We start from the raw sequence: 21536 nt of genomic DNA on the forward strand, positions 1-21536 counted from the left end.
CAGAATAAGTTTCCCCATTGGCACAGCCATTGCATACGATTGCATCAAAATTGATCATCGAAAGACGAAGAGGATTGAGTCGATGCTTATCAAGAAGACTACGCGCGCGGCACTGATTGCGGCGCTGGCCCTGACGAGTGCGGCAGCGTGGCCGCGCGCGGCCAGTGCCGACACCGTGCTGCGGATCGGCATGACCGCTGCCGATATTCCGCGCACGCTGGGCCAGCCGGATCAGGGATTTGAAGGCAACCGCTTCACCGGCCTCACCATGTATGACGCGCTCACAGGCTGGGACTTGTCCTCCGCCGACAAGGCGAGCGTGGTGATCCCCGGCCTTGCCACCGAGTGGAAGGTCGACGATGCCGACAAGACCAAATGGACATTCAAGCTGCGCCCCGGCGTCACCTTCCATGACGGCTCGCCGTTCAACGCCGATGCCGTGGTGTGGAACGTCGAGAAAGTGCTGAAGCAGGACGCGCCGCAATTCGACGCCAGCCAAGTCGGCGTTACGGCGTCGCGCATGCCGACGCTGGCGTCCGCGAAGAAGATCGACGACATGACGGTCGAACTCACCACCAAGGAGCCCGACAGCTTCCTGCCGATCAACCTCACCAACTCCCTCTTCATGGCGAGCCCGGCGAAGTGGCAGCATTTTTATGACAAGGCGGAAGGTGCTGACGCCAAGGCGAAGTCGCAGGCCGCATGGACCGCGTTCGCCAAGGACGCTTCGGGCACCGGCCCGTGGAAGATGGCGGCCTTCACCCCGCGCGAGCGGCTCGAACTGGTCAAGAACGCGAGCTATTGGGACAAGGCGCGCGTGCCCAAGGTCGACAAGATGGTGCTGTTGCCGATGCCGGAAGCGAATGCACGCACTGCGGCGCTGCTCTCCGGACAGGTCGATTGGATCGAGGCGCCGGCGCCGGACGCGCTGCCTGAATTGAAGCAGCGCGGCTTCAAGCTTTACGCCAACGAGCAGCCGCATGTCTGGCCGTGGCAGTTCTCGCGTGTCGAAGGCTCGCCCTGGAACGATATCCGCGTGCGCAAGGCGGCAAACCTCTGCGTCGACCGCGAAGGTCTCAAGGACGGTCTGCTTGCAGGGTTGATGGTGCCCGCGACCGGCACTTTTGAGCCCGGCCATCCCTGGCGCGGAAAGCCGACCTTCGAGATCAAGTATGACAAGGCTGCCGCGCAGAAGATGATGCAGGAGGCAGGCTTCGGTCCGAACAAGAAGCTGACGGTCAAGACCCAGACCTCGGCGTCCGGCTCGGGCCAGATGCAGCCGCTGCCGATGAACGAATATATCCAGCAAGCACTGGCCGAATGCTATTTCGACGTGCAGCTCGACGTCATCGAATGGAATACGCTGTTCACCAACTGGCGCCGCGGCGCCAAGGATCCCAGCGCCAATAGCTCGAATGCGACCAACGTCACCTATGCGGCGATGGATCCGTTCTTCGCCCTGGTGCGCTTCCTGCAATCGGGCATGGCGCCGCCGGTCTCGAACAATTGGGGCTTTATCAACAATCCCAAGTTCGATGAACTGGTGAAGAAGGCGCGGCAAACCTTCGATCCCGCCGCGCGTGACGCCGCGCTCGCCGAACTGCACGCGGCCTCTGTCGACGACGCCGCCTTCCTCTACGTCGCCCACGACGTCGGGCCCCGCGCCATCAGCCCGAAGGTGACAGGTGTCGTGCAGCCGAAGAGCTGGTTCATCGACTTCTCGCTGGTGTCGATTCAGTAGTGAGCTGCTAGCAACGTACTCGCTGTACCCTCTCCCCTTGCGGGAGAGGGTGGCTTCGCTTTAGCGAAGCCGGGTGAGAGGTCTCTCTCCGCGAATGCGGACCTCTCAACGCAGTATCATCCGCGGAAACAAGCCCTCGTCCGGCGCCGTAGCCGAAGCTCTGCTTCGGCGTCGTCTTAAAAAAACGGCCTGAGGCGGCCTATGCCACCTTCTTCCACAAGGGGAGAAGGGAAGAAAGAATCCGACGTGCTCGCCTATATCGCCAGACGCATCGTCTATGTCGTCCCGATCGTCATCAGCGTCGCGCTGGTGTGCTTTCTGCTTGTGCACATCACGCCGGGCGATCCGCTCGTCGCGGTGCTGCCGGCCGATGCGTCGCAGGAGCTTGCCGCACAACTCCGCGCCGCCTACGGTTTTGACCGCCCTCTGCCGGTGCAGTTCGGCCTGTGGCTGATGCGCGCGCTGCATGGCGATCTCGGCAATTCCATCGCCAGCGGGCGTCCCGTGCTTGCCGAGGTCATGCGCGCGGTCAGCAACACCGTCACGCTGGCGATTGCCGCGGCCATCATCGGCTTCACCATGGGCATCCTGCTCGGCCTGATCGCCGGCTATTTCCGCGAGACCTGGGTCGACAAGCTGGCGACGTCCTTTGCCATCGCCGGAGTTTCGGTGCCGCATTATTGGCTCGGCATGGTGCTCGTCATCATCTTCTCGGTCCAGCTGAACTGGTTGCCCGCGGTCGGCGCCGGGCCCGGCGGCTCCACCGCCTGGGCCTGGGACTGGGAGCATCTCAAATATCTCGTGCTGCCGGCGATCACGACCTCGGTGATCCCAATGGGCATCGTCACCCGCACGGTGCGCGCGCTGACCGGCGACATCCTCAGCCAGGATTTTGTCGAGGCGCTGCGTGCAAAAGGCCTGCATGAGCGCGGGGTGTTCCGCCACGTCATCAAGAACGCCGCGCCCACCGCGCTCGCGGTGATGGGGCTTCAACTGGGTTACATGCTCGGCGGCTCGATCCTGATCGAGACCGTATTCTCCTGGCCGGGCTCGGGCTTCCTGCTCAACTCCGCGATCTTCCAGCGCGACCTGCCGCTGCTGCAGGGCACGATCCTGATCCTGGCGCTGTTCTTCGTCTTCCTCAATCTGCTGGTCGACATCGCGCAAGCCGCGATCGATCCGCGCATCAAGCGGGGCTAGCGATGAGCGAGCTTCCGTTGTCCGTCACAAGCGATGCGGCGCTTCAGGCCGCGCCCGCGACCAAGGCGCGCGGCTATTGGGCGACCGTCGGCCGCCGCATCCGGCGCGACAAGGTCAGCATGGTCTGCGCGCTGGTGCTGCTGTTGATCTTCCTGTCTGCGATCGTTGCGCCCTGGCTGGGTCTGGAAGAACCCTACAAGGGCTCGATGATTCGGCGCCTTCGGCACATCGGCACGCCGGGCTACCCGTTCGGCACCGACGAGCTCGGTCGCGATATGCTGGCGCGGCTGATCTATGGCGGGCGGCTGTCGCTCCTCATCGGCATTTTGCCGGTGATCCTCGCCTTCTGCATCGGCACCTCGCTCGGCCTCGTCGCCGGCTATGTCGGCGGCAAACTCAACACCGCGATCATGCGCACGATCGACGTGTTCTACGCGTTTCCGTCCGTGCTGCTGGCGATTGCGATCTCCGGCGCACTCGGAGCCGGCATCCTCAATTCCATCGTGTCGTTGACCGTCGTGTTCGTGCCGCAGATCACACGCGTCGCCGAAAGCGTCACGACAGGCGTGCGCAACATGGACTTCGTCGACGCCGCGCGTGCCTCCGGTGCCGGTCCATTCACCATCATGCGCGTGCATATCCTCGGCAATGTGCTCGGTTCGATCTTCGTCTATGCCACCAGCCTGATTTCGGTCTCGATGATCCTGGCGGCAGGCCTCTCATTCCTCGGCCTCGGCACCAAGCCGCCGGAGCCGGAATGGGGCCTGATGCTGAACACCTTGCGCACCGCGATCTACGTCAACCCCTGGGTCGCCGCGCTCCCCGGTGCGATGATCTTCGCGGTCTCGATCTGCTTCAACCTGCTCTCGGACGGCCTGCGTAGCGCCATGGACATCAGGAACTAGCCATGAGCGAAACCAACGCTTCCGTCGTGATGCTGGAACCGGTCGAGGACCGCGGCGGCGTCGCGCAGCCGCTGCTTCAGGTCAATGGCCTCACCAAGCATTTTCCGGTTCGTGGCGGATTGTTCGCCGCAAAGCGCACCGTGCGCGCGGTGGACAACGTCTCCTTCTCCGTCGCCAAGGGCGAGACCGTCGGCATCGTCGGTGAATCCGGCTGCGGCAAGTCGACCACCGCGCGGCTGCTCATGCACCTGATGCCGCGCGATACCGGCGACATCATCTATGACGGCATGAGTGTCGGGCAGTCGCTCAGCTTGCGCGAACTGCGCCGCGGCATGCAGATGGTGTTCCAGGATTCCTACGCCTCGCTCAATCCGCGCCTGACCATCGAGGAATCGATCGCCTTCGGCCCGAAGGTGCACGGCATGGCGGACGGCGCGGCGCGTGCGTTGGCGCGCGAGCTGCTGGGCAAGGTGGGGCTGGTCCCTGCAAACTTCGCCAACCGCTATCCGCACGAGATCTCCGGCGGCCAGCGCCAGCGCATCAACATCGCACGTGCGCTGGCGCTGTCGCCGCGGCTGGTGATCCTCGATGAAGCGGTCTCCGCGCTCGACAAGTCCGTCGAGGCGCAGGTGCTCAATTTGCTCGCCGATCTCAAGAGCGAGTTTGGGCTGACCTATCTCTTCATCAGCCACGACCTCAACGTCGTCCGCTACATCAGCGATCGCGTGCTGGTGATGTATCTCGGCGAGGTCGTCGAGCTCGGTCCGGTCGACCGTGTGTGGGACGGGCCTGCGCATCCCTATACGCGTGCGCTGCTGGCCGCAATGCCGTCCTCGGACCCAGATCGTCGCACCGAGACGCCGCCGATCACGGGCGATCCGCCCAATCCGATCGATCCGCCGTCGGGCTGCCGCTTCCATACCCGTTGCCCGTTTGCGGAGCCGCTCTGCGCAAATGCGACACCAAAGCTCACCGCGCTCGATACAATGGGCCACGAGGCCGCGTGCTACATGGCGATCCCCGGTTCAGGCCATAGTCGCGCGCCGAAGGAGGAAACCGCATGACGAGACCGACGATAAAAGAGATCAAGGCGACGGCACAGGTCGCGGGTGTTCCCGTCGACGACGAGATCGCGACGCGCATCTCCAATTCCATCGGGCCTGCCTTTGAAGGCTTTGCGGCCATCGCCGGCACGTTGCCGTTCGACCTTGAGCCCGCACTGTATCCGATCGCGCAGACGCAGAAGGTGTCGAAATGAGTACCGAGCCTGCATTGATGACGCTCGCCGAGGTCGCGCGTGCGATCGCGATGAAGCAGGTGTCCTCGCATGAGGTCACGCGCGCGCTGTTGCACCGCATCGCGCAATGGCAGCCGCATCTCAACGCCTTCATGTCGATCGAATCAGAGGCCGCGCTGAAGGCTGCCGATGCCGCCGACGCCGAACTCGCCAAAGGCGAAGTCCGCGGGCCGCTGCATGGCGTGCCGCTCGCGCACAAGGACATGTATTACGATGCCGGCCACGTCGCGACCTGCGGCTCGCTGATCCGTCGCGATTTCGTGCCGACGGTGACCTCCACCGCCTTGCAGCGCCTGAAGGACGCCGGCCAGGTCCGCCTTGGCACGCTGCATCTGGCGGAGTTCGCCTATGGCCCGACCGGCCACAACGCCCATTACGGTCCGGTGCGCAATCCCTGGAACGTCGCGCATATCACCGGTGGCTCCTCGTCGGGCTCCGGCTCGGCGGTCGCGGCGCGGCTAACCTATGCGGCGCTGGGCTCCGACACCGGCGGCTCGATCCGCATGCCCGCGCATTTCTGCGGCGTCACCGGGCTGAAGACCACCGTGGGCCGCGTCAGCCGCGCCGGCGCGATGCCGCTGTCGCAGTCGCTCGACACGGTCGGCCCGCTTGCCCGCACCGCGGAGGACTGCGCGCTGCTGCTGGCATTGATGGCCGGCCCTGATCCCCAGGATTCGACCTGCAGCCACGAGCCGCTTTCCGACTATGTCGGCGCGACCAAGGGCTCGCTCAAAGGTCTTAAAATCGGCGTCCCTTCGTCCTTCTATGTCGACGATCTCGACAGCGAGGTCGCGCGCGTGCTCGACGAGACCATCGCCGTTCTCAAGCGCCAGGGCGCCGACATCGTCACAGTCGAGCTGCCGGACCAGCGGCAATTGTCCGCGGCAAGCCAGCTCGTTCTCGCGGCCGAAGCGGCCGCGTTCCACAAGCGCTGGATGATCGAGCGTGCCCAGGATTACGGCCCGCAGGTCCTGATGCGGCTTCAGAACGGTCTTGCCGTTCCCGCCATCACCTATCTCGAGGCGATGCGCTGGCGCGGCCCGGCGCTCGCCGCGCACAATGCGGCGGCCGCGGGCGTTGACGCGATTATCGCACCGGCTTCTCCCGTGCCGGCGCCGACGATCGAGGAGAGCGACGTCGGCGGCGGGCCGAACGCACCGGCGCTGTTGCAGCGGCTGACGCTGTTCACCCGTCCGGTGAACTTTCTCGGCCTGCCGTCGCTCACCGTGCCCTCAGGCTTCACCAAGAGCGGTCTTCCGATTGGCATGCAGCTGGTCGGCCGCTCCTTCGACGAGGCGACCTTGCTCACCATCGGCGCGGCATTCCAGCGCGTCACCGACTATCACGATAGGCTGCCGAAACTTCCGTCATGACAAAGCTCGTCGAGATCTCAGGCCTCAACATCCGCTTTACCGGGGAGCGCACGGTCTATGCCGTGAACGATCTCAGTCTCTCGCTCGGCGATGGCGAGGTGCTGGGCCTGCTCGGCGAGTCCGGTTCGGGGAAGAGCGTGACCTTGCGCGCGCTGATGCGGCTGTTGCCGAAGAAGCGCACGCAGATCGCGGGCAAGGTCAACGTCATGGGCCGCGACGTGCTCGCCATGAACGACGAGCAGCTGTCGTCGTTCCGCGGCCAGACGGTATCGATGATCTTCCAGGAGCCCGCGCTCGCGCTCGATCCGGTCTACACCATTGGCGCGCAGATCGCCGAAAGCGTCGTGCGGCACGAGGGCAAAAGCTATGCGGAGGGACGCGCGAGAGCACTCGACATGCTCGAGGTCGTGCGCATTCCTTCCGCCAAGCGTCGTCTCGATGCCTATCCGCACGAGATGTCCGGCGGCATGCGACAGCGCGCGATGATCGCGCTGGCGCTCGCCTGCCGGCCGAAGATCCTGCTGGCGGACGAGCCGACCACGGCGCTCGACGCCACCGTGCAGATTCAGATCCTCTTGCTCTTGCGCGAGTTGCAGCGTGAATTCGGTATGTCCGTCATCTTCGTCACCCACGACATCGGCGTCGCCATCGAGATCTGCGACCGCGTCGCGGTGATGTATGCCGGCCAGATCGTGGAGCAGGGCACGCTTCGCGATATCGTCCGCTCGCCGGTGCATCCCTATGCCAAGGGCCTGCTTGCCTCCACCGTTCACGGCGCGAAACGTGGCGCACGGCTCGGAACCATCCCCGGCACGCCGCCCTCGTTGGCCGAAAAGCCCCACAACTGCTCCTTCGCCCCCCGCTGCGCTGTGGCCCAGCCCCGCTGCCTGGAGCAACTGCCTGCGGATGTGGAAGTGGGAGCGGGCAGGGCAGCAAGGTGTGTGCTCGCGGAGCCGGTCACCACACTGTCCTAATATTTGCACGGGGGAGCGGGGAACAGCATTCACACCGTATTCATCCCGGTTCCGGTTCCATGGGCCGTTCACGCAGAGGGACCTCACTTATGTACATTTCCAACGAAGGCCTGCTTGTCATCCTGTTCGTCGTCGGCCTGGTTGCCGGCTGGTTGGCCGGCAAGGTGGTGCGCGGAACCGGGTTCGGCATCATCGGCGACATCGTGGTCGGCATCGCTGGCGCGCTGGTCGCAAGCTTCCTGTTCCCGAAGCTGGGCATTCACATCGGCACCGGCTTGATATCCGAGATCGTCTATTCCGCGATCGGCGCGGTCATCCTGCTGCTGGTGGTGCGGCTGGTACGCGGCGGCGGCCGATTCTAGCGGCGCCCGAGTTCAGTTGATCCAACTTTCGACCTGTCCCCGCCCGGGGAGAGGTGACTTGTCTGCAAGAAAAAGCCGCAAGACTGTGAGATTCCGGACTTGCGTGCGAGGCTGGTCGGGGGTGATGTGGACCAAAGGAGTCCCGGATTATTCGGCTGCGTTGGGCGAGGAGCGCAAACGCGATATTAATCCGGGTCAATTACTCCTGAATTTGCCTTTGAAATCAAGGGCTTTGGCCCCCACCCGAAAGAGATCAGACTGATGGCAGCCCGTTCCCGGCCTCCGCCGTTCAGAGCTCGGTGACGCGCTGCGCGCTTGTCGCGCGGCGTTTGTCGGCGTCGGCTTGATGAGCTGCATGATCAACCTGCTCTATCTGACCGGGTCGATCTTCATGCTGGAGGTCTACGACCGGGTGCTGCCGAGCCGCAGCATTCCGACGCTGGTCGGCCTGATCGTCCTCGCCAGCTTCCTCTACATGGCGCAGGGCGTGCTCGATATGATCCGCAACCGGATCCTGGGGCGGGTCGGAACCGCGCTGGACGAAGCCCTGAACAAGCGCGTGTTCGACACCATCGTGCGCCTGCCGCTGCTGGTTGGCAGCCGCAACGAGGGCCTTCAGCCGCTGCGTGATCTCGACAATGTCCGCTCCTTCCTCGGTGGCATGGGACCGAGCGCGTTCTTCGACCTGCCCTGGCTGCCGCTCTATCTCGCCATTTGCTTCGCCTTCCACGTCATGATCGGCGTCACCGCGCTGATCGGCGCCATCATCCTGGTCGGACTGACGCTGGTCACCGAGTTCATGTCCCGCCAGCCGGCGCGCGAGGCGATGGGGCTCGCCGCCCAGCGCAACGACATCGCCCAGTCCAGCCGCCGCAACGCCGAGGTGATGGTGTCGATGGGCATGGCCGGCCGGATGAACGCGCGCTGGAGCGAGGCCAACGAAAAATATCTCGACGGCAACCAGCGTGCGAGCGACGTCGCCGGCGGTCTCGGCGCGGTTGCAAAAGTGCTGCGCATGATGCTGCAATCGGCCGTGCTCGCCGTCGGCGCCTATCTCGTCATCCACCAGGAGGCGACCGCCGGCATCATCATCGCCGGCTCGATCCTCTCGGCCCGTGCGCTTGCGCCGGTCGATCTTGCGATCGCGCACTGGAAATCCTTTGTCGCGGCACGTCAGAGCTGGCACCGCCTTACCCGTCTTTTGGAGCAGATGCCGGCGCAAACGATGCCGACCCAGTTGCAGGCGCCCACCAGCCGCCTTTCGGTCGAAGGCGTCGCCATGGTGCCCCCCGGCGACCAGCGCGTCATCGTCCAGGACATCACCTTTGCGCTCGAAGCCGGCAACGGCCTCGGCGTGATCGGACCGAGCGGCTCCGGCAAGTCGTCGCTGATCCGCGCGCTGGTCGGCGTCTGGCAGCCGGTTCGCGGCAAGGTGCGGCTTGACGGCGCGGCGCTCGACCAATGGTCGTCGGACATGCTCGGCCGCCACATCGGCTATCTGCCGCAGGACGTCGAGTTGTTCGGCGGCACCATCGCACAGAACATCAGCCGCTTCGATCCCGACGCCACCTCCGACGGCATCATCGCTGCCGCGAAAGAGGCCGGCGTGCACGAGATGATCATCAAGATGCGCGAGGGCTACAACACCCAGGTCGGCGAGCAGGGCACCTCGCTCTCCGCAGGCCAGGCGCAGCGCGTGGCGCTGGCGCGCGCGCTCTACGGCAACCCGTTCCTGATCGTGCTCGACGAGCCCAATTCCAATCTCGACACTGAAGGCGACGAGGCACTGACCCGCGCCATCCGTGGGGCGCGCGAGCGCGGTGCCGTCGTCATCGTGGTGGCGCACCGCCCTATCGGCGTGGAGGCGGTCGACCAGATACTGGTGCTGCGCGACGGCCGCATGCAGGCCTTCGGGCCGAAGGAACAGGTCCTCGCCCAGGTGCTCCAGCCGCGTGTGACGCCGCCGACACCGATCAAGATCGTCAGCGAAGGCGGAGCCAAGGCATGAGCACGATGGCGATCGGCGGTGGGAAGCCTGCCGCAAAGCGGACCGTGCGGGAATCGATCCGATTTCACCTGATGCTCGGTCTCGCGATTGTGCTGGTCCTGGCCGTCGGCCTTGGCGGCTGGGCATCGACGGTGCAGATCTCGGGCGCGCTGATCGCGCCGGGCCAGATCGTGGTCGAATCCAACGTCAAGAAGGTGCAGCATCCGACCGGCGGCGTGGTCGGCGAGGTGCGCGCCCGCGACGGCGACGTGGTCAAGGCAGGTGACATCGTGGTGCGGCTCGACGACACCGTCACCAAGGCGAACCTCGCCATCGTCACCAAGAATCTCGACGCCGCGCAGGCGCGCACGGCGCGGCTTCAGGCCGAGCAGCGCGGGATCGACAAGCTGGAGTTTCCGCAAGTCCTGCTCGAGCGCGGCAACGATCCCGATGTCAAGAACCTGCTCTCCGCCGAGACCAAGCTGTTCGACGTCCGTGTCAACGGCCGCGCCGGCCAGAAGGCGCAGCTTCGCGAGCGCGTCCAGCAACTCAATGAGGAGATCGAGGGGCTCTCCGCGCAGGAGAGAGCCAAGGACAAGGAAATCTCGCTGGTGCAGCAGGAGCTCGTCGGTGTCCGCGATCTCTATGACAAGCACCTGGTGCAGATCTCCCGCCTGACCACGCTCGAACGCGATTCCGCCCGACTCAACGGCGAGCGCGCGCAATACATTGCCTCGCGCGCGCAGGCCAAGGGCAAGATCACCGAGACCGAGCTCCAGATCATCCAGGTCGACAAGGACATGGTGAGCGAGGTCTCGAAGGATTTGCGCGAGACCAACGACAAGATCGGCGAAATGATCGAGCGCAAGGTCGCGGCCGAAGATCAGCTTCGCCGCGTTGACATCCGCGCGCCACAGGACGGCATGGTGCTGCAATCGACGGTGCACACCGTCGGCGGCGTCGTCACCGCCGGCGACGCGCTCATGCTGATCGTGCCGCAGGCCGATGATCTCCAGGTCGAGGCCAAGGTCAATCCGGTCGATATCGACAAGCTCCAGATCGGCCAGAAGACACTGCTGCGCCTGTCCGCCTTCAACCAGCGCACCACGCCCGAGCTCAACGGCGTCGTCAGCCGCGTCTCGCCCGACGTCACCACCGACCAGCGCACCGGCCAGAGCTACTACACCATCCGCGTCTCGTTGCCAGCGGAAGAGGTCGCCAAACTCGGCGACTCCAAGCTGATCCCGGGTATGCCGGCGGAGGCCTTCGTCCAGACCGGTGGACCGCACCATGCTGTCCTATCTGATGAAGCCGCTGCACGACCAGTTCATGCGGGCGTTCCGGGAGAAGTGACGCGCGAAAGCGCGTCATCCCATTCGTCATTGCGAGTGCAGCGAAGCAATCCAGTCTGCCTTCGCAGCGAAATTTCTGGATTGCTTCGCTACGCTCGCAATGACGGCGAGCCTTCGTTCTTGCTATAGTTCGATTCAGCCCCAGCAACCCGGCGTCGAACAATGCAATCCATCCAATCCCCACCGTCCATCGCCACCGAATCCTTCTCCGACGCTGGTCTCGCCGTCGCCCGCCTCGAAGAGATCTACGAGCGCAACACAAAGTTCCTGCGCGACCGGTTCGAGGCTTACGTCAACGGCGAGGCGATCACGACGCGGGTGCGGGCCTTCTATCCCTTCGTCCGCGTCACCACTGCGACGCATGCGCGGCTGGATTCGCGGCTCGCCTACGGCTTCGTCGCCCGGCCCGGTGTGCACGAGACCAGCGTCACGCGTCCGGATCTGTTTCGGACCTATCTCACCGAGCAGATCGGATTGTTGATTCAGAACCACGGCGTCCCGGTCGAAATCGGCGAGTCCGGCGAACCGATCCCCGTTCACTTCGCCTATCGCCGCGATATCAACATCGAGGCGGCCATCACCACCAGCGAGAACTTCGCCGTCGCGGGATCGCTGCGCGATGCGTTCGACGTGCCTGATTTGGCCACCATGGACGATGCCATCGCCGACGGCACTTTCGAACTCCAGCCCGGCGCGCCCGAGCCGCTATCGCTGTTTCGGGCGGCCCGCGTCGACTACTCGTTGCGCCGGCTCTACCACTACACCGGCACGGACCCCGAATATTTCCAGAACTTCGTGATCTTCACCAACTACCAGTTCTATGTCGATGCCTTCGCGCAGCTCTGCCAGCAGCGGCTTCAGTCCGGCGAAGCCGGCTTCGAGGCATTCGTCGCTCCCGGCAATGTACTCACGCGCAGCGGCGGCGCGATGAGACGGGCGTTGCGCCCGCCCGCACGCCGCAGATGCCGGCCTTTCACCTGGTCGAGCCCGGCTATGGCGGCATCACCCTGATCAACATCGGCACCGGCCCGTCCAACGCGCGCAACGTCACCGACCACGTGGCCGTGCTGCGGCCCCATGCCTGGCTGATGCTCGGCCATTGCGCGGGCCTGCGCAACACGCAGCGGCTCGGCGACTACGTCCTTGCGCATGGTTACGTGCGTGAGGACCATGTGCTCGACCGCGAGCTGCCGCTGTGGGTGCCGATCCCGGCGCTGGCGGAGATGCAGGTCGCACTCGAAGAGGCCGTCGAGGACGTCACGGGCCTCGAAGGTTTCGAGCTGAAGCGTCTGATGCGCACGGGTACCGTCGCAAGCGTGGACAATCGCAACTGGGAGATCTCCGGCCCGGCGGTGATCCGCCGTCTGTCGCAATCGCGCGCAGTTGCACTCGACATGGAATCGGCCGCGATTGCCGCCAACGGCTACCGTTTCCCGCGTCCCCTACGGCACGCTGCTGTGCGTCTCCGACAAGCCCCTGCACGGCGAGATCAAGCTCGCGGGCATGGCCAGCGAATTCTACCGCCGCCGCGTCGGCCAGCATCTCGATATCGGCCTGAAGGCGCTGGAACGGCTCAAGCAGCAGGAATCGGAGCGGTTGCATTCGCGAAAGCTCCGCAGTTTCGCCGAAGTCGCGTTCCAGTAGCGCGTCCCTCCCACTTGCCGGCAGGATCTGGCAGCAAGGCTGTCGCACGCACGACACTGACGTCTCCGTGAGAACGCAAGCATTCCGGAATACCGCCGTCGGAGCAGGGTTATCACGTCGTCTGAGTTGCGTCGTCAGAAACAGGAGGCAGCAATGATCACAGCGATGATCAAATTTGTCGTGCCGGGAATGCTCGCCGCGACGTTGTTCGCTTCGCCAGGGCTGGCCGCGGGAGGCGGTGGTGGTGGCGGCGGTGGCGCCAGTTCCACCGATCCCTATGCGGGCGCCTATTCGGACCAGAAAGCGCAGCCAGCCTACCCGAAACGTTCCAGCCCCAAGGCAACCCAGAAAGGCAAGAAGCCGAACAACCAGTCGCGCATCGGTGACCCCGCATTCGCGGCCGGCTATCGTGTGGCCTATGACACGATCTACGAGCGCAACGACTACGCAGCTGCGATCGAGCAGTTGAAAGCGTTGGACCACGACGATCATCCGAACGTCGCCAACCTCATCGGCTACTCCTATCGCAAGCTCGGCGACTACAAGCAGTCGCAGATCTGGTACGAGCGCGCGCTGAAGGCCGATCCGAATCACGTGCTGACCTGGCAGTATTATGGGCTCTGGCAGCTCGAGCAGGGCAACCGCGAGCAGGCGATGTATCACCTAAGTCGTATCGCCACGATCTGCGGCCGCGATTGCGAAGAGTACAAGTCTCTGGCGATTGCGCTGGACAAACCTACTGGCACGGCTCTCGTTTACTGAGACCGTAGGGCGGGGCTAGCGAAGCGTACCCGCCAATTCCGACGACAGCTCGGGACAAGGAGTGGGCTGCGCCTTCGGCTAACGCACCCCACGCATGGTGACAAGGCGTCAGATTTTCAGCATTGTCCGGCGCGGGGGCTCGACCGGGACGACTTGATGCCACTCATGCGCGACAGGATCATTGGCCATGATCTCGAACGGCTGGCCTTTCTCTTCACCATGCTGAACGACGGCGAGGTCGTGCAGTGCCAGATCAGCGACGCCGCGATGGACGAGCTTGCGGGCATGCAGGGTACCGAAAGCAGCGCGCGGCAGGCGCAGTTCATGTCGCTGCGCGAGACCATCGAGCGGCTCGCGTCAGACCTCTACGACGAGGCGCCGAGGGTCAGGGGCCATGTCGTGCGGATTTTTACGCGACATCTGCAGCGGTAATGCCACTCCAGCCTCCGCCGTCATGCCCCCAAGCTTGATCGCTGCAATTCGTCGCGCTTGGTTTCTCTAAAGCATTCGCTAACCAAACAATCTTTTCGCAGCAATCCCAAGACATGCAAAGCCAGACATTATCCAGCCATGAATTGGTTACTCGTACAGGTTAGGTCACGAACCTGGAGCCCAGAGGCTTGCTTCGACCTTGAAGAAGTCACTATGGACGCGCCCGAAGCTTGGAGTGCCTCTGTGTTTGACCGAGCGCAAAGGAAAGCCGACCACGTCCGGAACTCCGGTATCCAACGGTTCCCGATTTCATGGCGGCCGCCAGAGGGCGCCGATGGTCGCGCACAAATCCCGCACGAGTGATCCCGTGACAAAAGAGATTGTTGGAAACGACGCGAGCCGCGAGTCCGGTCGCTACGTCAATCCGGACAAGACGCTGCCAAAGAGTTGGCGGCTTGCAATGGCCATAGCGATCGGGTGCGGATTTGTGGGCCTCGTGCTCCGCTACTTCGCCCGGGAGCACGCGACCGACGACACCATTCGGTATGTGATCCCCTGGTATGTCTTTGCTCGAGATCACGGCGTTGGTGGGCTGGCCGAAGCTTTTACCAACTATACCCCGTTTTTCAGCTACCTCCTGTTGATCGCCGCTCGATTTGATGGGCTAGGCGAGCCACTTTCCCTCCTGAAGATGATCTCGGCAGTATTCGAGCTTGGCTGCGCGATCGCTGTGGCCCAGATCGTCTGGCAAGCTACAAAGGTGCCGTTGCGCGCGTCCCTGGGCTTCTGCGCCGTTTGGCTTGCACCGACGGTGATCTTCAACGGGGCAGTATGGGGGCAGACTGATTCGATCTGGACCTTCTTCACGCTGGTTTCCGTGGCGCTGTTCATACGGGACCGAAATGGCGTCGTGTCATTTGCGTTGGCCTTTTCGGTGAAGGCCCAGGCCGTATTCCTGGGGCCCTTCGTGCTCGGCATGATTTTGCGCCGCAAGATACACGTGGCGTGGCTCGCCACTATTCCCGGGATCTATGTGGTCCTCTCCATTCCGGTTCTCGTCGCCGGCAGATCCTTGGCCTCCGTGTTCGAGGTCTATCTAGACCAGGCCGACACCTTTCACCGTCTCACCATGAATGCAGCGAACATCTGGGTGTTGGCTGGGGCAACGCCGTACGCGATCGGAGTCGCGGCCGGTCTGGCGCTCGCAGCGGCGAGCGGGCTCGCCTTGTCGATCTTCATCGCGCGCTCCAAGCAAGCGGGGCCGGAGTTTATTCTGCTCGCCGCGTGTGTATCGCTCATGCTCATGCCGTATCTCCTCCCGAAGATGCACGAGCGCTACTTCTACGCGTTCGAACTAGCGTCCATCGCGCTCGCCTGCCTCAATCCGCGCTATTTGCCCTTCGCGGCGATTGCTCAAGTCGACGGCGTGTTATCCTATCTCGCGTTCGAAAGCGGGATCGTCCTGGGCCTGCTGCCGGCGGCACTCTGCAACACCGTTCTCGTGTTCTACCTCGTGCTTGATCTTTGGCGCGGCGAACGTGGATTTCGCTTTCCGAGGCTTGCCTGGTTCGGCTTCATCGTGTCGATTGCGGGATTGCTCTGCAATCTGGTCTTCGAAGGTGCCAGTTGGAGCATGTCCCCCGTGTACCTGCTCACCGCCAGTCTCGCCACGGTCATGACGTTGCTGCTCCTGAAAGAGTCGCGTTGCGGCTCGGCCGACGGCCCGGACCGGTTGCCTTGACTCCAACTCGCGCCCGGTCAAGCCGGGCGCTGACAGCTGTTTCGGAGCAACACGGGAGCGTCAGCAATCAGCTGTCGAACATGATCACGCTGCGCAGCGTCTTGCCGGCTTTCATGTTGGCAAAACCTTCGTTGATCTCGGAGAGCTTCAGCTTGGCCGAAATCCAGTCTTCCAGATGCAGCCGTCCCCGCAGGTAGAAATCCACCAGCCGCGGCATGTCGACGCGAAAATGGTTCGAGCCCATCGAGGAGCCCTGGATCCTGCGCTCGCGCAGGAAGTCGAAGCCGTGCAGCTCGATCTTCTGGCCGAACGGAATCATGCCGACGATGGTGGCCGTGCCGCCTGAGGCGAGCATGCCGAAAGCCTGCTCGGCGGTCTCCTTGCGGCCGAGCACCTCGAAGGAATGATGCACGCCGCCATTGGTGAGATCGCGCACCTGCTTCACGACGTCGCCGTCGGCAGGGTTGATGATGTCGGTAGCGCCCAGCTTGGTCGCGAGCTGGAGTTTGGCCGGATTGGTGTCGATGGCAATGATGCGGCCGGCACCCGCGATCTGCGCGCCGTTGATCGCAGCCATGCCGACACCGCCGCAGCCGATCACGGCCACGGTCTCGCCGGCCGTCACCTTCGCCGTGTTCACGACCGCGCCATAGCCGGTGATGACGCCGCAACCGATCAGCGCGGCGAGATCGAGCGGCATCTCCTTGCGGATTTTGACGATCGCGTTCTCGTGCACCAGCATCTGCTCGGCGAAGGAGGAAAGATTGAGGAACTGATGCAGCTTCTCCGAGCGGGCCCACTGCATCCGATTGGAGGCACCCGGCAGCAATTTCACCGTGGTGTCGGTGCAGAGCACCGTGCGGCCCGTGGTGCAATTGTCGCAGGTACCGCAGAACACCGACAAACAGGTGACCACGTGATCGCCGGGCTTCACATAAGTCACGTCGGAGCCGACCTGCTCGACGACACCGGCGGACTCGTGCCCGAGCACCGCGGGCAGCGGATGCGGATAGAGCCCCTCCATGAAGTGCAGATCGGAGTGGCAGAGACCCGCCACCGACGTGCGGATCAGGACCTCGCGCGGGCCGGGCTTCGGCAGGCTGACATCCTCGATGACCAGGGGTTTGTTGACTTCATGGAGGACGGCGGCCTTCATCGAGCACTCCCTATCGCTTTTTTTGCTTTGAACGCCGGTGCAGCCTACGCTGCCAGAACCAGTTCGCCAACCTCGCTCATATCAGCTGCGCGCTCGCCGAGCAGCAGCGCGGCGATCTTCTGCTGCGCGGCATTTTCCGTCAGCCGGAACGGATCGCTCGGCGACACCCGGTGATCGATCACCAGCCGCGACATCAGCAGCCTTCGCGCATCGCCGCGCATGTCGTGAATGCGGTGCGCCTCCCAGGCGAGCGCGACGGCACTGGCGACATGATAGAGCAGGCTGGTGGCGCGGCGCGCATCGGCCTCGTTGTCGGCCTTGCCCGCGACCTCGCGCGCGAAGCCGACTGCGCGGTCGGTGAGAATGTGCAGCCGGTCGCGCCACGCCTGCGGCAGCGAGGGGCTGTCATCGAGCCGGGCGTGCAGATCGGCGGCGAGCGCAGATTCGGCGCCGTGGCGTCCGACCGCGCGCCTCAGCGCATCAATCGCGACGATGTTGCCGGTGCCTTCCCAGACCGAGCCGAGATGCGCGTCGCGCAGCAACCGCGCGGTCGCGAATTCCTCGATGTAGCCGATGCCGCCGCGCATCTCGAGGGCATCGCCGCAGACCTTTCGCGCATCACGCGTGGCGCGGAATTTCAGTGTCGGGGTCAGGATGCGAAGCAGCGCAGCGGCATCCTGGCTGCCGGCCTCGGCGCGGTCGAGCGCGTCCGCGGTGAGAAAGCTCATCGACAGTGCCTGCTCGACCGGCAGCATGATCTTCAGCATCTGGCGCCGGCCCAGCGGCAGGTCGATGATGCGGTTGCCGAACACCATACGGTTCTTCGCCACCGTCATCGCGTCGTGATAGGCCCGGCGCATCAGCGCCGTGGATTTCACGCCATTTGAAAGACGCGACGAGTTCACCATCTCGGCCATCTGCACGAAGCCGCGGTCGAGCTTGCCGACCGCATAGGCGATCGCGCCTTCGAGCTTGATCTCGCCTGACGCCATCGAGCGCGTGCCGAGCTTGTCCTTAAGACGCACGATGCGGTAGTGGTTCTGCGAGCCGTCGTCGAGGAAGCGCGGCATCAAGAACAGGCCGACGCCGCGCGTGCCGGGCCCGGCGCCTTCGGGGCGCGCCAGCAGCATCACGATTTTAGCGTCGGCGTTCGAGCAGAACCATTTCTCGCCGGTGAGGCGCCAATGGTCACCCTCCTGCACGGCCGTCGTCGTCAGCGTGCCGACATCGGAGCCGCCTTCCTTCTCGGTCATGAACTGGCCGCCTTGGGTCAGCTTGCTCATGTCGGTCTGGGTCAGGCCGTCGAGATATTTCGCCTTCAACGCCTCGCTGCCGAAATTCGCCAGCAATTTCGCGCAGCCGTCGGTGACGTTGATCGGGCAGCCCATGCCGAATTCGGTCTGGTTGAACAGGAAAGTGAAAGCGTGTTTCGCTACGACCGGATATTTGTCCGGCCAGCCCATGATGCCCTTGCGGATCGAGAGCGCGTGGATGCCGAACTCGCCGAAGGCCGCCTTCTCCAACTCGCGATAGGCCGGGTGGTATTCGATCCGCTGCACGTCGCGGCCGAACTTGTCGCGCTGGTGCAGCACCGGCGTGTGCCGGTCGGCGAGCCGCGCGCAGTCGTCGAGATGGCCGCCGGCCAATTCACCCAGGCGATCGAGATGCGGTTCGATGTGACGGAATAGCGTCTCCGGCAGATGGATGCGCAAGAGATCCGTCAGCGCCTGATCGGCGCGGTAGAAATTCATCCCAGTGGTATCGGGAGCCAGCAGTCCGGATGGTGCGGCCGCGACCTGTTTTGCCTGCGCGGGGGCCGGCTTGTGCATGATCGTCCTCTTCGTTTCTGCCTTACGGACATTTTGCGCCGATTTGGCGCTTGCCGCTTGAGATGATGTCGATCATGCTCCAGTCGCGAAAGCGGAGAAAGCCGCAAATCGTCAGGGAGGCATGAACGCCGTGAGGGAGCAATTCGCTCTGCGGAATTGTGATCGTCCCGGCTGGTTGTCCGCACGGACCGTGCATAGATCAGCGGCTTCCCGTCTGCGAGAGATCACGCCATGGAACACCCGAAATACAAGATCGCCCTCATCGTCGGCGCCGGCGAAGGCCTGAGCGCCTCGCTGGCGCGGCTATTGTCTGCCCAAGGCATCCGCGTCGCGCTGGCCGCGCGAAAAATCGAGAAGCTTGGCGCGCTCTGCAGCGAGACCGGCGCCAAGGCCTATGCCTGCAACGCCACCGAGCCCGAGGAGGTCGAGCGCTTGTTTGGCCTCGTCGAACGCGAGATCGGCACGCCCGACGTGGTCGTCTACAACGCCAGCGGTCGCGCGCGCGGGCCGTTCGTCGATCTCGTCCCGGCCGACGTGGCGCAGGCGATCGCGGTCAGCGCCTATGGCGGCTTCCTGGTGGCGCAGCAGGCGGCAAAACGTATGCTGCCGAACAAGCACGGCGCGATCCTGTTCACCGGCGCTTCGGCAAGCGTCAAGGGCTATGCGCAGTCGGCCTCGTTCGCGATGGGCAAGTTCGCGCTGCGCGGGCTCGCGCAGAGCATGGCACGCGAATTGTCGCCGCAAGGCATCCACATCGCGCATTTTGTCATCGACGGCGGCATCCGCAGCGCGGCGCGCACGGAGCCCGAAGACAAGCCGGGCTCGATGCTCGATCCCGATGCCATCGCGGAGAGCTACTGGAACGTGTTGCAGCAGCCGCGCAGCGCCTGGAGCTGGGAGCTCGAGTTGCGGCCCTGGGTGGAGAAGTTTTGAGGGCGATAACGTCACAACGACCGTCATTGCGAGCGAAGCGAAGCAATCCAGAATGCCTCCGCGGAAAAAGGCTGGATTGCTTCGTCGCTTCGCTCCTCGCAATGACGAAGGAGAGGGAGCGACATGACCACGGAAACCACCATCGACACCGGCACCAATGAACTCCTCTGCGTGATCCGTGATCGCGTCGCATTGATCACGCTGAACCGGCCCGAGGCGCGCAACTCGCTGTCGGACGCGCTGACGCCGGCGCTGCGCACGATGATCCGCAGCTGCGGCGAGAACCCCGATGTCGGCGCGCTGCTGCTCACCGGCGCGGGAGAAGCTTTTTGCGCCGGCGGCAACGTCAAGGGCATGGGCGCGCATCGCGACCCGAAGAAGCTGGAGGTGTCGCTGGAAGACCGCGTGGCCGATCTCCAGGAGCGGCAGCGGCTGCTCACCGGCGCGCTGGTGTCGGTGCGCAAGCCGACCATCGCGGCGCTCCCCGGTCCGGCGGTCGGCGCGGGGCTGGCCATCGCCATGGCCTGCGACATCCGCATCGCCGCGCAATCGGCCTTCGTGGCCACCGGCTACGCCCGCATCGCGCTGAGCGGCGATTACGGGATCGCCTGGCTGTTGACGCGGCTCGTCGGCACCGCGCGAGCGCGCGAGTTGCTGTTCACCGGCGATCGCGTTGACGCAGCACGTTGTGAGGCGATCGGGCTCGTCAACCGCGTGGTGCCCGACGACAAATTGCAAGCAGAGGCCTTCGCGCTGGCGAAGTCGCTCGCCGAAGGCCCGCGTCTCGCGCTGCGCTACATGAAGGACAATCTCGACGAGGCCCTGCAGTTCGACTTCGAAACCGCGCGCGATCATGAGGCTGAACGGCTGATCCGCCTGACCACGACCGCCGATCACAAGGAGGCGGTGCAGGCGTTTATCGAGAAGCGCAAGGCGGTGTTCAGGGGGAAGTAGGGCTTCCGAAAGTGGTTGACCGTCACCCTGAGGTGCCGGAGCGAAGCGGAGGCCTCGAAGGGCGACGGCCCCGCTGTTGCCGCGGCGAAAATAAAAACCAGCCGGGCCGTCCATCCTTCGAGGCCCGTTCTGCGGAAGACCGCAGAACGAGCGCCTCAGGATGACGGTTTATGAATGGGATAAAAAAATGCCCGGCTCTGGTTTTCGCCAGGCCGGGCTCGAGTGGTGTCAGACCGAGGCTGAGGGGCTTTCGGCCCGACGGGAAAGGGCGATGAGGCGCCAGCTCGCGCAGGGAATGTCCTTTGGTGCGACGCTGATCTCCTTGTCGAAGCGGACCAGTTTCCAGTCGTCGGGATGGTTGACGAAGGCAAAGCCGGATTTGCGCGCGAGCGAGATCATGGCCTCGTTGGAACGGAGCGTGTCGCCGAGCATGTGCTCGGCACCGAGCGCAGCCGCGCGGCACTCGAGATTCTTCATGAGCACGGTGGCGATGCCGTGGCCCTGCCAGCGATCGTCGACCGAGAGGCCGAATTCAACCGTCGCGGTTTCGGCATGCAGCGCGTAGCGCGCTTCGGCGACGATGGTCTCGAACCCGTCGACCATCATGGTCGCGACCACCGTAAAACGATCGCGCTCGCCGACCTGAAGGAAGTCGTGAAGCAGGCCTTTCGGCAGCTCGCTGATCCCGCCGAAGAAGCGGTTGTAGCGGGAGCGGGTCGAGAGCGAGCGGATATAATGCTGGAGCTCGTCGGTGTCGCGCGGCTCGACGAAGCGAACGTTCACCGGCTCACCGTGCCGGGTGCGCAGCGAGTCCGAATATTGCTTCAAATCTTCCAGGCGGAGGGTGCTCATGACACATGCCCACAAGGGGACCTCAAGGGAGAAGGGACCGCC

General features: G+C 64.2%; 17 protein-coding genes and 2 pseudogenes. 16 read left to right on the forward strand and 3 right to left on the reverse strand.

What is annotated here, in order from left to right; translation table 11 throughout:
- Nucleotides 1-82: 82 nt before the first annotated feature.
- The 14 genes and pseudogenes from ACVWW3_RS34560 (at nucleotide 83) to ACVWW3_RS34625 (ending at nucleotide 15770) form a co-directional block, all read left to right on the forward strand.
- A complete protein-coding gene (locus ACVWW3_RS34560; protein WP_456672297.1) occupies nucleotides 83-1741 on the forward strand; it encodes an ABC transporter substrate-binding protein in 1659 nt (552 codons plus the stop codon).
- Nucleotides 1742-1987: 246 nt separating this feature from the next.
- Nucleotides 1988-2941 (forward strand): ABC transporter permease, encoded by a 954-nt coding sequence (locus ACVWW3_RS34565; RefSeq protein WP_354103134.1) that lies wholly within the window; start codon nucleotides 1988-1990, stop codon nucleotides 2939-2941.
- Nucleotides 2942-2943: 2 nt separating this feature from the next.
- Nucleotides 2944-3846 carry an ABC transporter permease gene (locus ACVWW3_RS34570; protein ID WP_456651708.1) on the forward strand — a complete coding sequence of 301 codons (903 nt, stop codon included), beginning with the start codon at nucleotides 2944-2946 and terminating at the stop codon, nucleotides 3844-3846.
- 2 nt (nucleotides 3847-3848) lie between these two features.
- Entirely contained in the window at nucleotides 3849-4910 is a 1062-nt protein-coding gene (locus ACVWW3_RS34575) for an ABC transporter ATP-binding protein (protein WP_456651707.1), read from the forward strand.
- On the forward strand, nucleotides 4907-5104 hold the full coding sequence (locus ACVWW3_RS34580; protein ID WP_456651706.1) for a hypothetical protein: 198 nt from the start codon (nucleotides 4907-4909) through the stop codon (nucleotides 5102-5104). Before ACVWW3_RS34575 ends, ACVWW3_RS34580 begins: the two co-directional genes overlap by 4 nt.
- Entirely contained in the window at nucleotides 5101-6516 is a 1416-nt protein-coding gene (locus ACVWW3_RS34585; RefSeq protein ID WP_456651705.1) for an amidase, read from the forward strand. The genes ACVWW3_RS34580 and ACVWW3_RS34585 overlap by 4 nt, the downstream gene beginning before the upstream one ends.
- A complete protein-coding gene (locus ACVWW3_RS34590) occupies nucleotides 6513-7490 on the forward strand; it encodes an ABC transporter ATP-binding protein (RefSeq protein WP_456651704.1) in 978 nt (325 codons plus the stop codon). The genes ACVWW3_RS34585 and ACVWW3_RS34590 overlap by 4 nt, the downstream gene beginning before the upstream one ends.
- 89 nt (nucleotides 7491-7579) lie before the next feature.
- A complete protein-coding gene (locus ACVWW3_RS34595; protein WP_456672298.1) occupies nucleotides 7580-7852 on the forward strand; it encodes a GlsB/YeaQ/YmgE family stress response membrane protein in 273 nt (90 codons plus the stop codon).
- Nucleotides 7853-8159: 307 nt separating this feature from the next.
- Nucleotides 8160-9860 carry a type I secretion system permease/ATPase gene (locus ACVWW3_RS34600; protein WP_456672435.1) on the forward strand — a complete coding sequence of 567 codons (1701 nt, stop codon included), beginning with the start codon at nucleotides 8160-8162 and terminating at the stop codon, nucleotides 9858-9860.
- Nucleotides 9857-11192, forward strand: a pseudogene (locus ACVWW3_RS34605) (HlyD family type I secretion periplasmic adaptor subunit). Before ACVWW3_RS34600 ends, ACVWW3_RS34605 begins: the two are co-directional and overlap by 4 nt.
- A gap of 161 nt (nucleotides 11193-11353) precedes the next feature.
- Nucleotides 11354-12835, forward strand: a pseudogene (locus tag ACVWW3_RS34610) (AMP nucleosidase).
- 153 nt (nucleotides 12836-12988) lie between these two features.
- Nucleotides 12989-13597 (forward strand): tetratricopeptide repeat protein, encoded by a 609-nt coding sequence (locus tag ACVWW3_RS34615; protein WP_456651701.1) that lies wholly within the window; start codon nucleotides 12989-12991, stop codon nucleotides 13595-13597.
- A gap of 156 nt (nucleotides 13598-13753) precedes the next feature.
- Complete coding sequence (locus ACVWW3_RS34620; protein WP_345947009.1) at nucleotides 13754-14029, forward strand: DUF1488 family protein; 276 nt, start codon at nucleotides 13754-13756, stop codon at nucleotides 14027-14029.
- A gap of 247 nt (nucleotides 14030-14276) precedes the next feature.
- Complete coding sequence (locus tag ACVWW3_RS34625) at nucleotides 14277-15770, forward strand: hypothetical protein (protein ID WP_456651700.1); 1494 nt, start codon at nucleotides 14277-14279, stop codon at nucleotides 15768-15770.
- Between the two features lie 67 nt (nucleotides 15771-15837).
- On the opposite strand, the gene ACVWW3_RS34630 is transcribed toward ACVWW3_RS34625, so the two are convergent.
- A complete protein-coding gene (locus tag ACVWW3_RS34630; RefSeq protein WP_027570101.1) occupies nucleotides 15838-16926 on the reverse strand; it encodes a Zn-dependent alcohol dehydrogenase in 1089 nt (362 codons plus the stop codon).
- Between the two features lie 44 nt (nucleotides 16927-16970).
- Nucleotides 16971-18755 (reverse strand): acyl-CoA dehydrogenase family protein, encoded by a 1785-nt coding sequence (locus ACVWW3_RS34635; protein WP_456651699.1) that lies wholly within the window; start codon nucleotides 18753-18755, stop codon nucleotides 16971-16973.
- 231 nt (nucleotides 18756-18986) lie between these two features.
- Here ACVWW3_RS34635 and ACVWW3_RS34640 point away from each other — a divergent pair, with 231 nt between their 5' ends.
- Both ACVWW3_RS34640 and ACVWW3_RS34645 read left to right on the forward strand, forming a co-directional pair.
- Nucleotides 18987-19688: an SDR family NAD(P)-dependent oxidoreductase gene (locus ACVWW3_RS34640; protein ID WP_456651698.1), complete on the forward strand. Its 702-nt coding sequence runs from the start codon at nucleotides 18987-18989 to the stop codon at nucleotides 19686-19688.
- A gap of 123 nt (nucleotides 19689-19811) precedes the next feature.
- On the forward strand, nucleotides 19812-20642 hold the full coding sequence (locus ACVWW3_RS34645; protein WP_247344157.1) for an enoyl-CoA hydratase: 831 nt from the start codon (nucleotides 19812-19814) through the stop codon (nucleotides 20640-20642).
- Between the two features lie 228 nt (nucleotides 20643-20870).
- Here the strand turns inward: ACVWW3_RS34645 and ACVWW3_RS34650 are convergent, their stop codons facing one another.
- Nucleotides 20871-21494 (reverse strand): N-acetyltransferase family protein, encoded by a 624-nt coding sequence (locus tag ACVWW3_RS34650; protein ID WP_456651697.1) that lies wholly within the window; start codon nucleotides 21492-21494, stop codon nucleotides 20871-20873.
- Between the last annotated feature and the right edge of the window lie 42 nt (nucleotides 21495-21536).

The organism is Bradyrhizobium sp. LM2.9, from assembly GCF_054056555.1.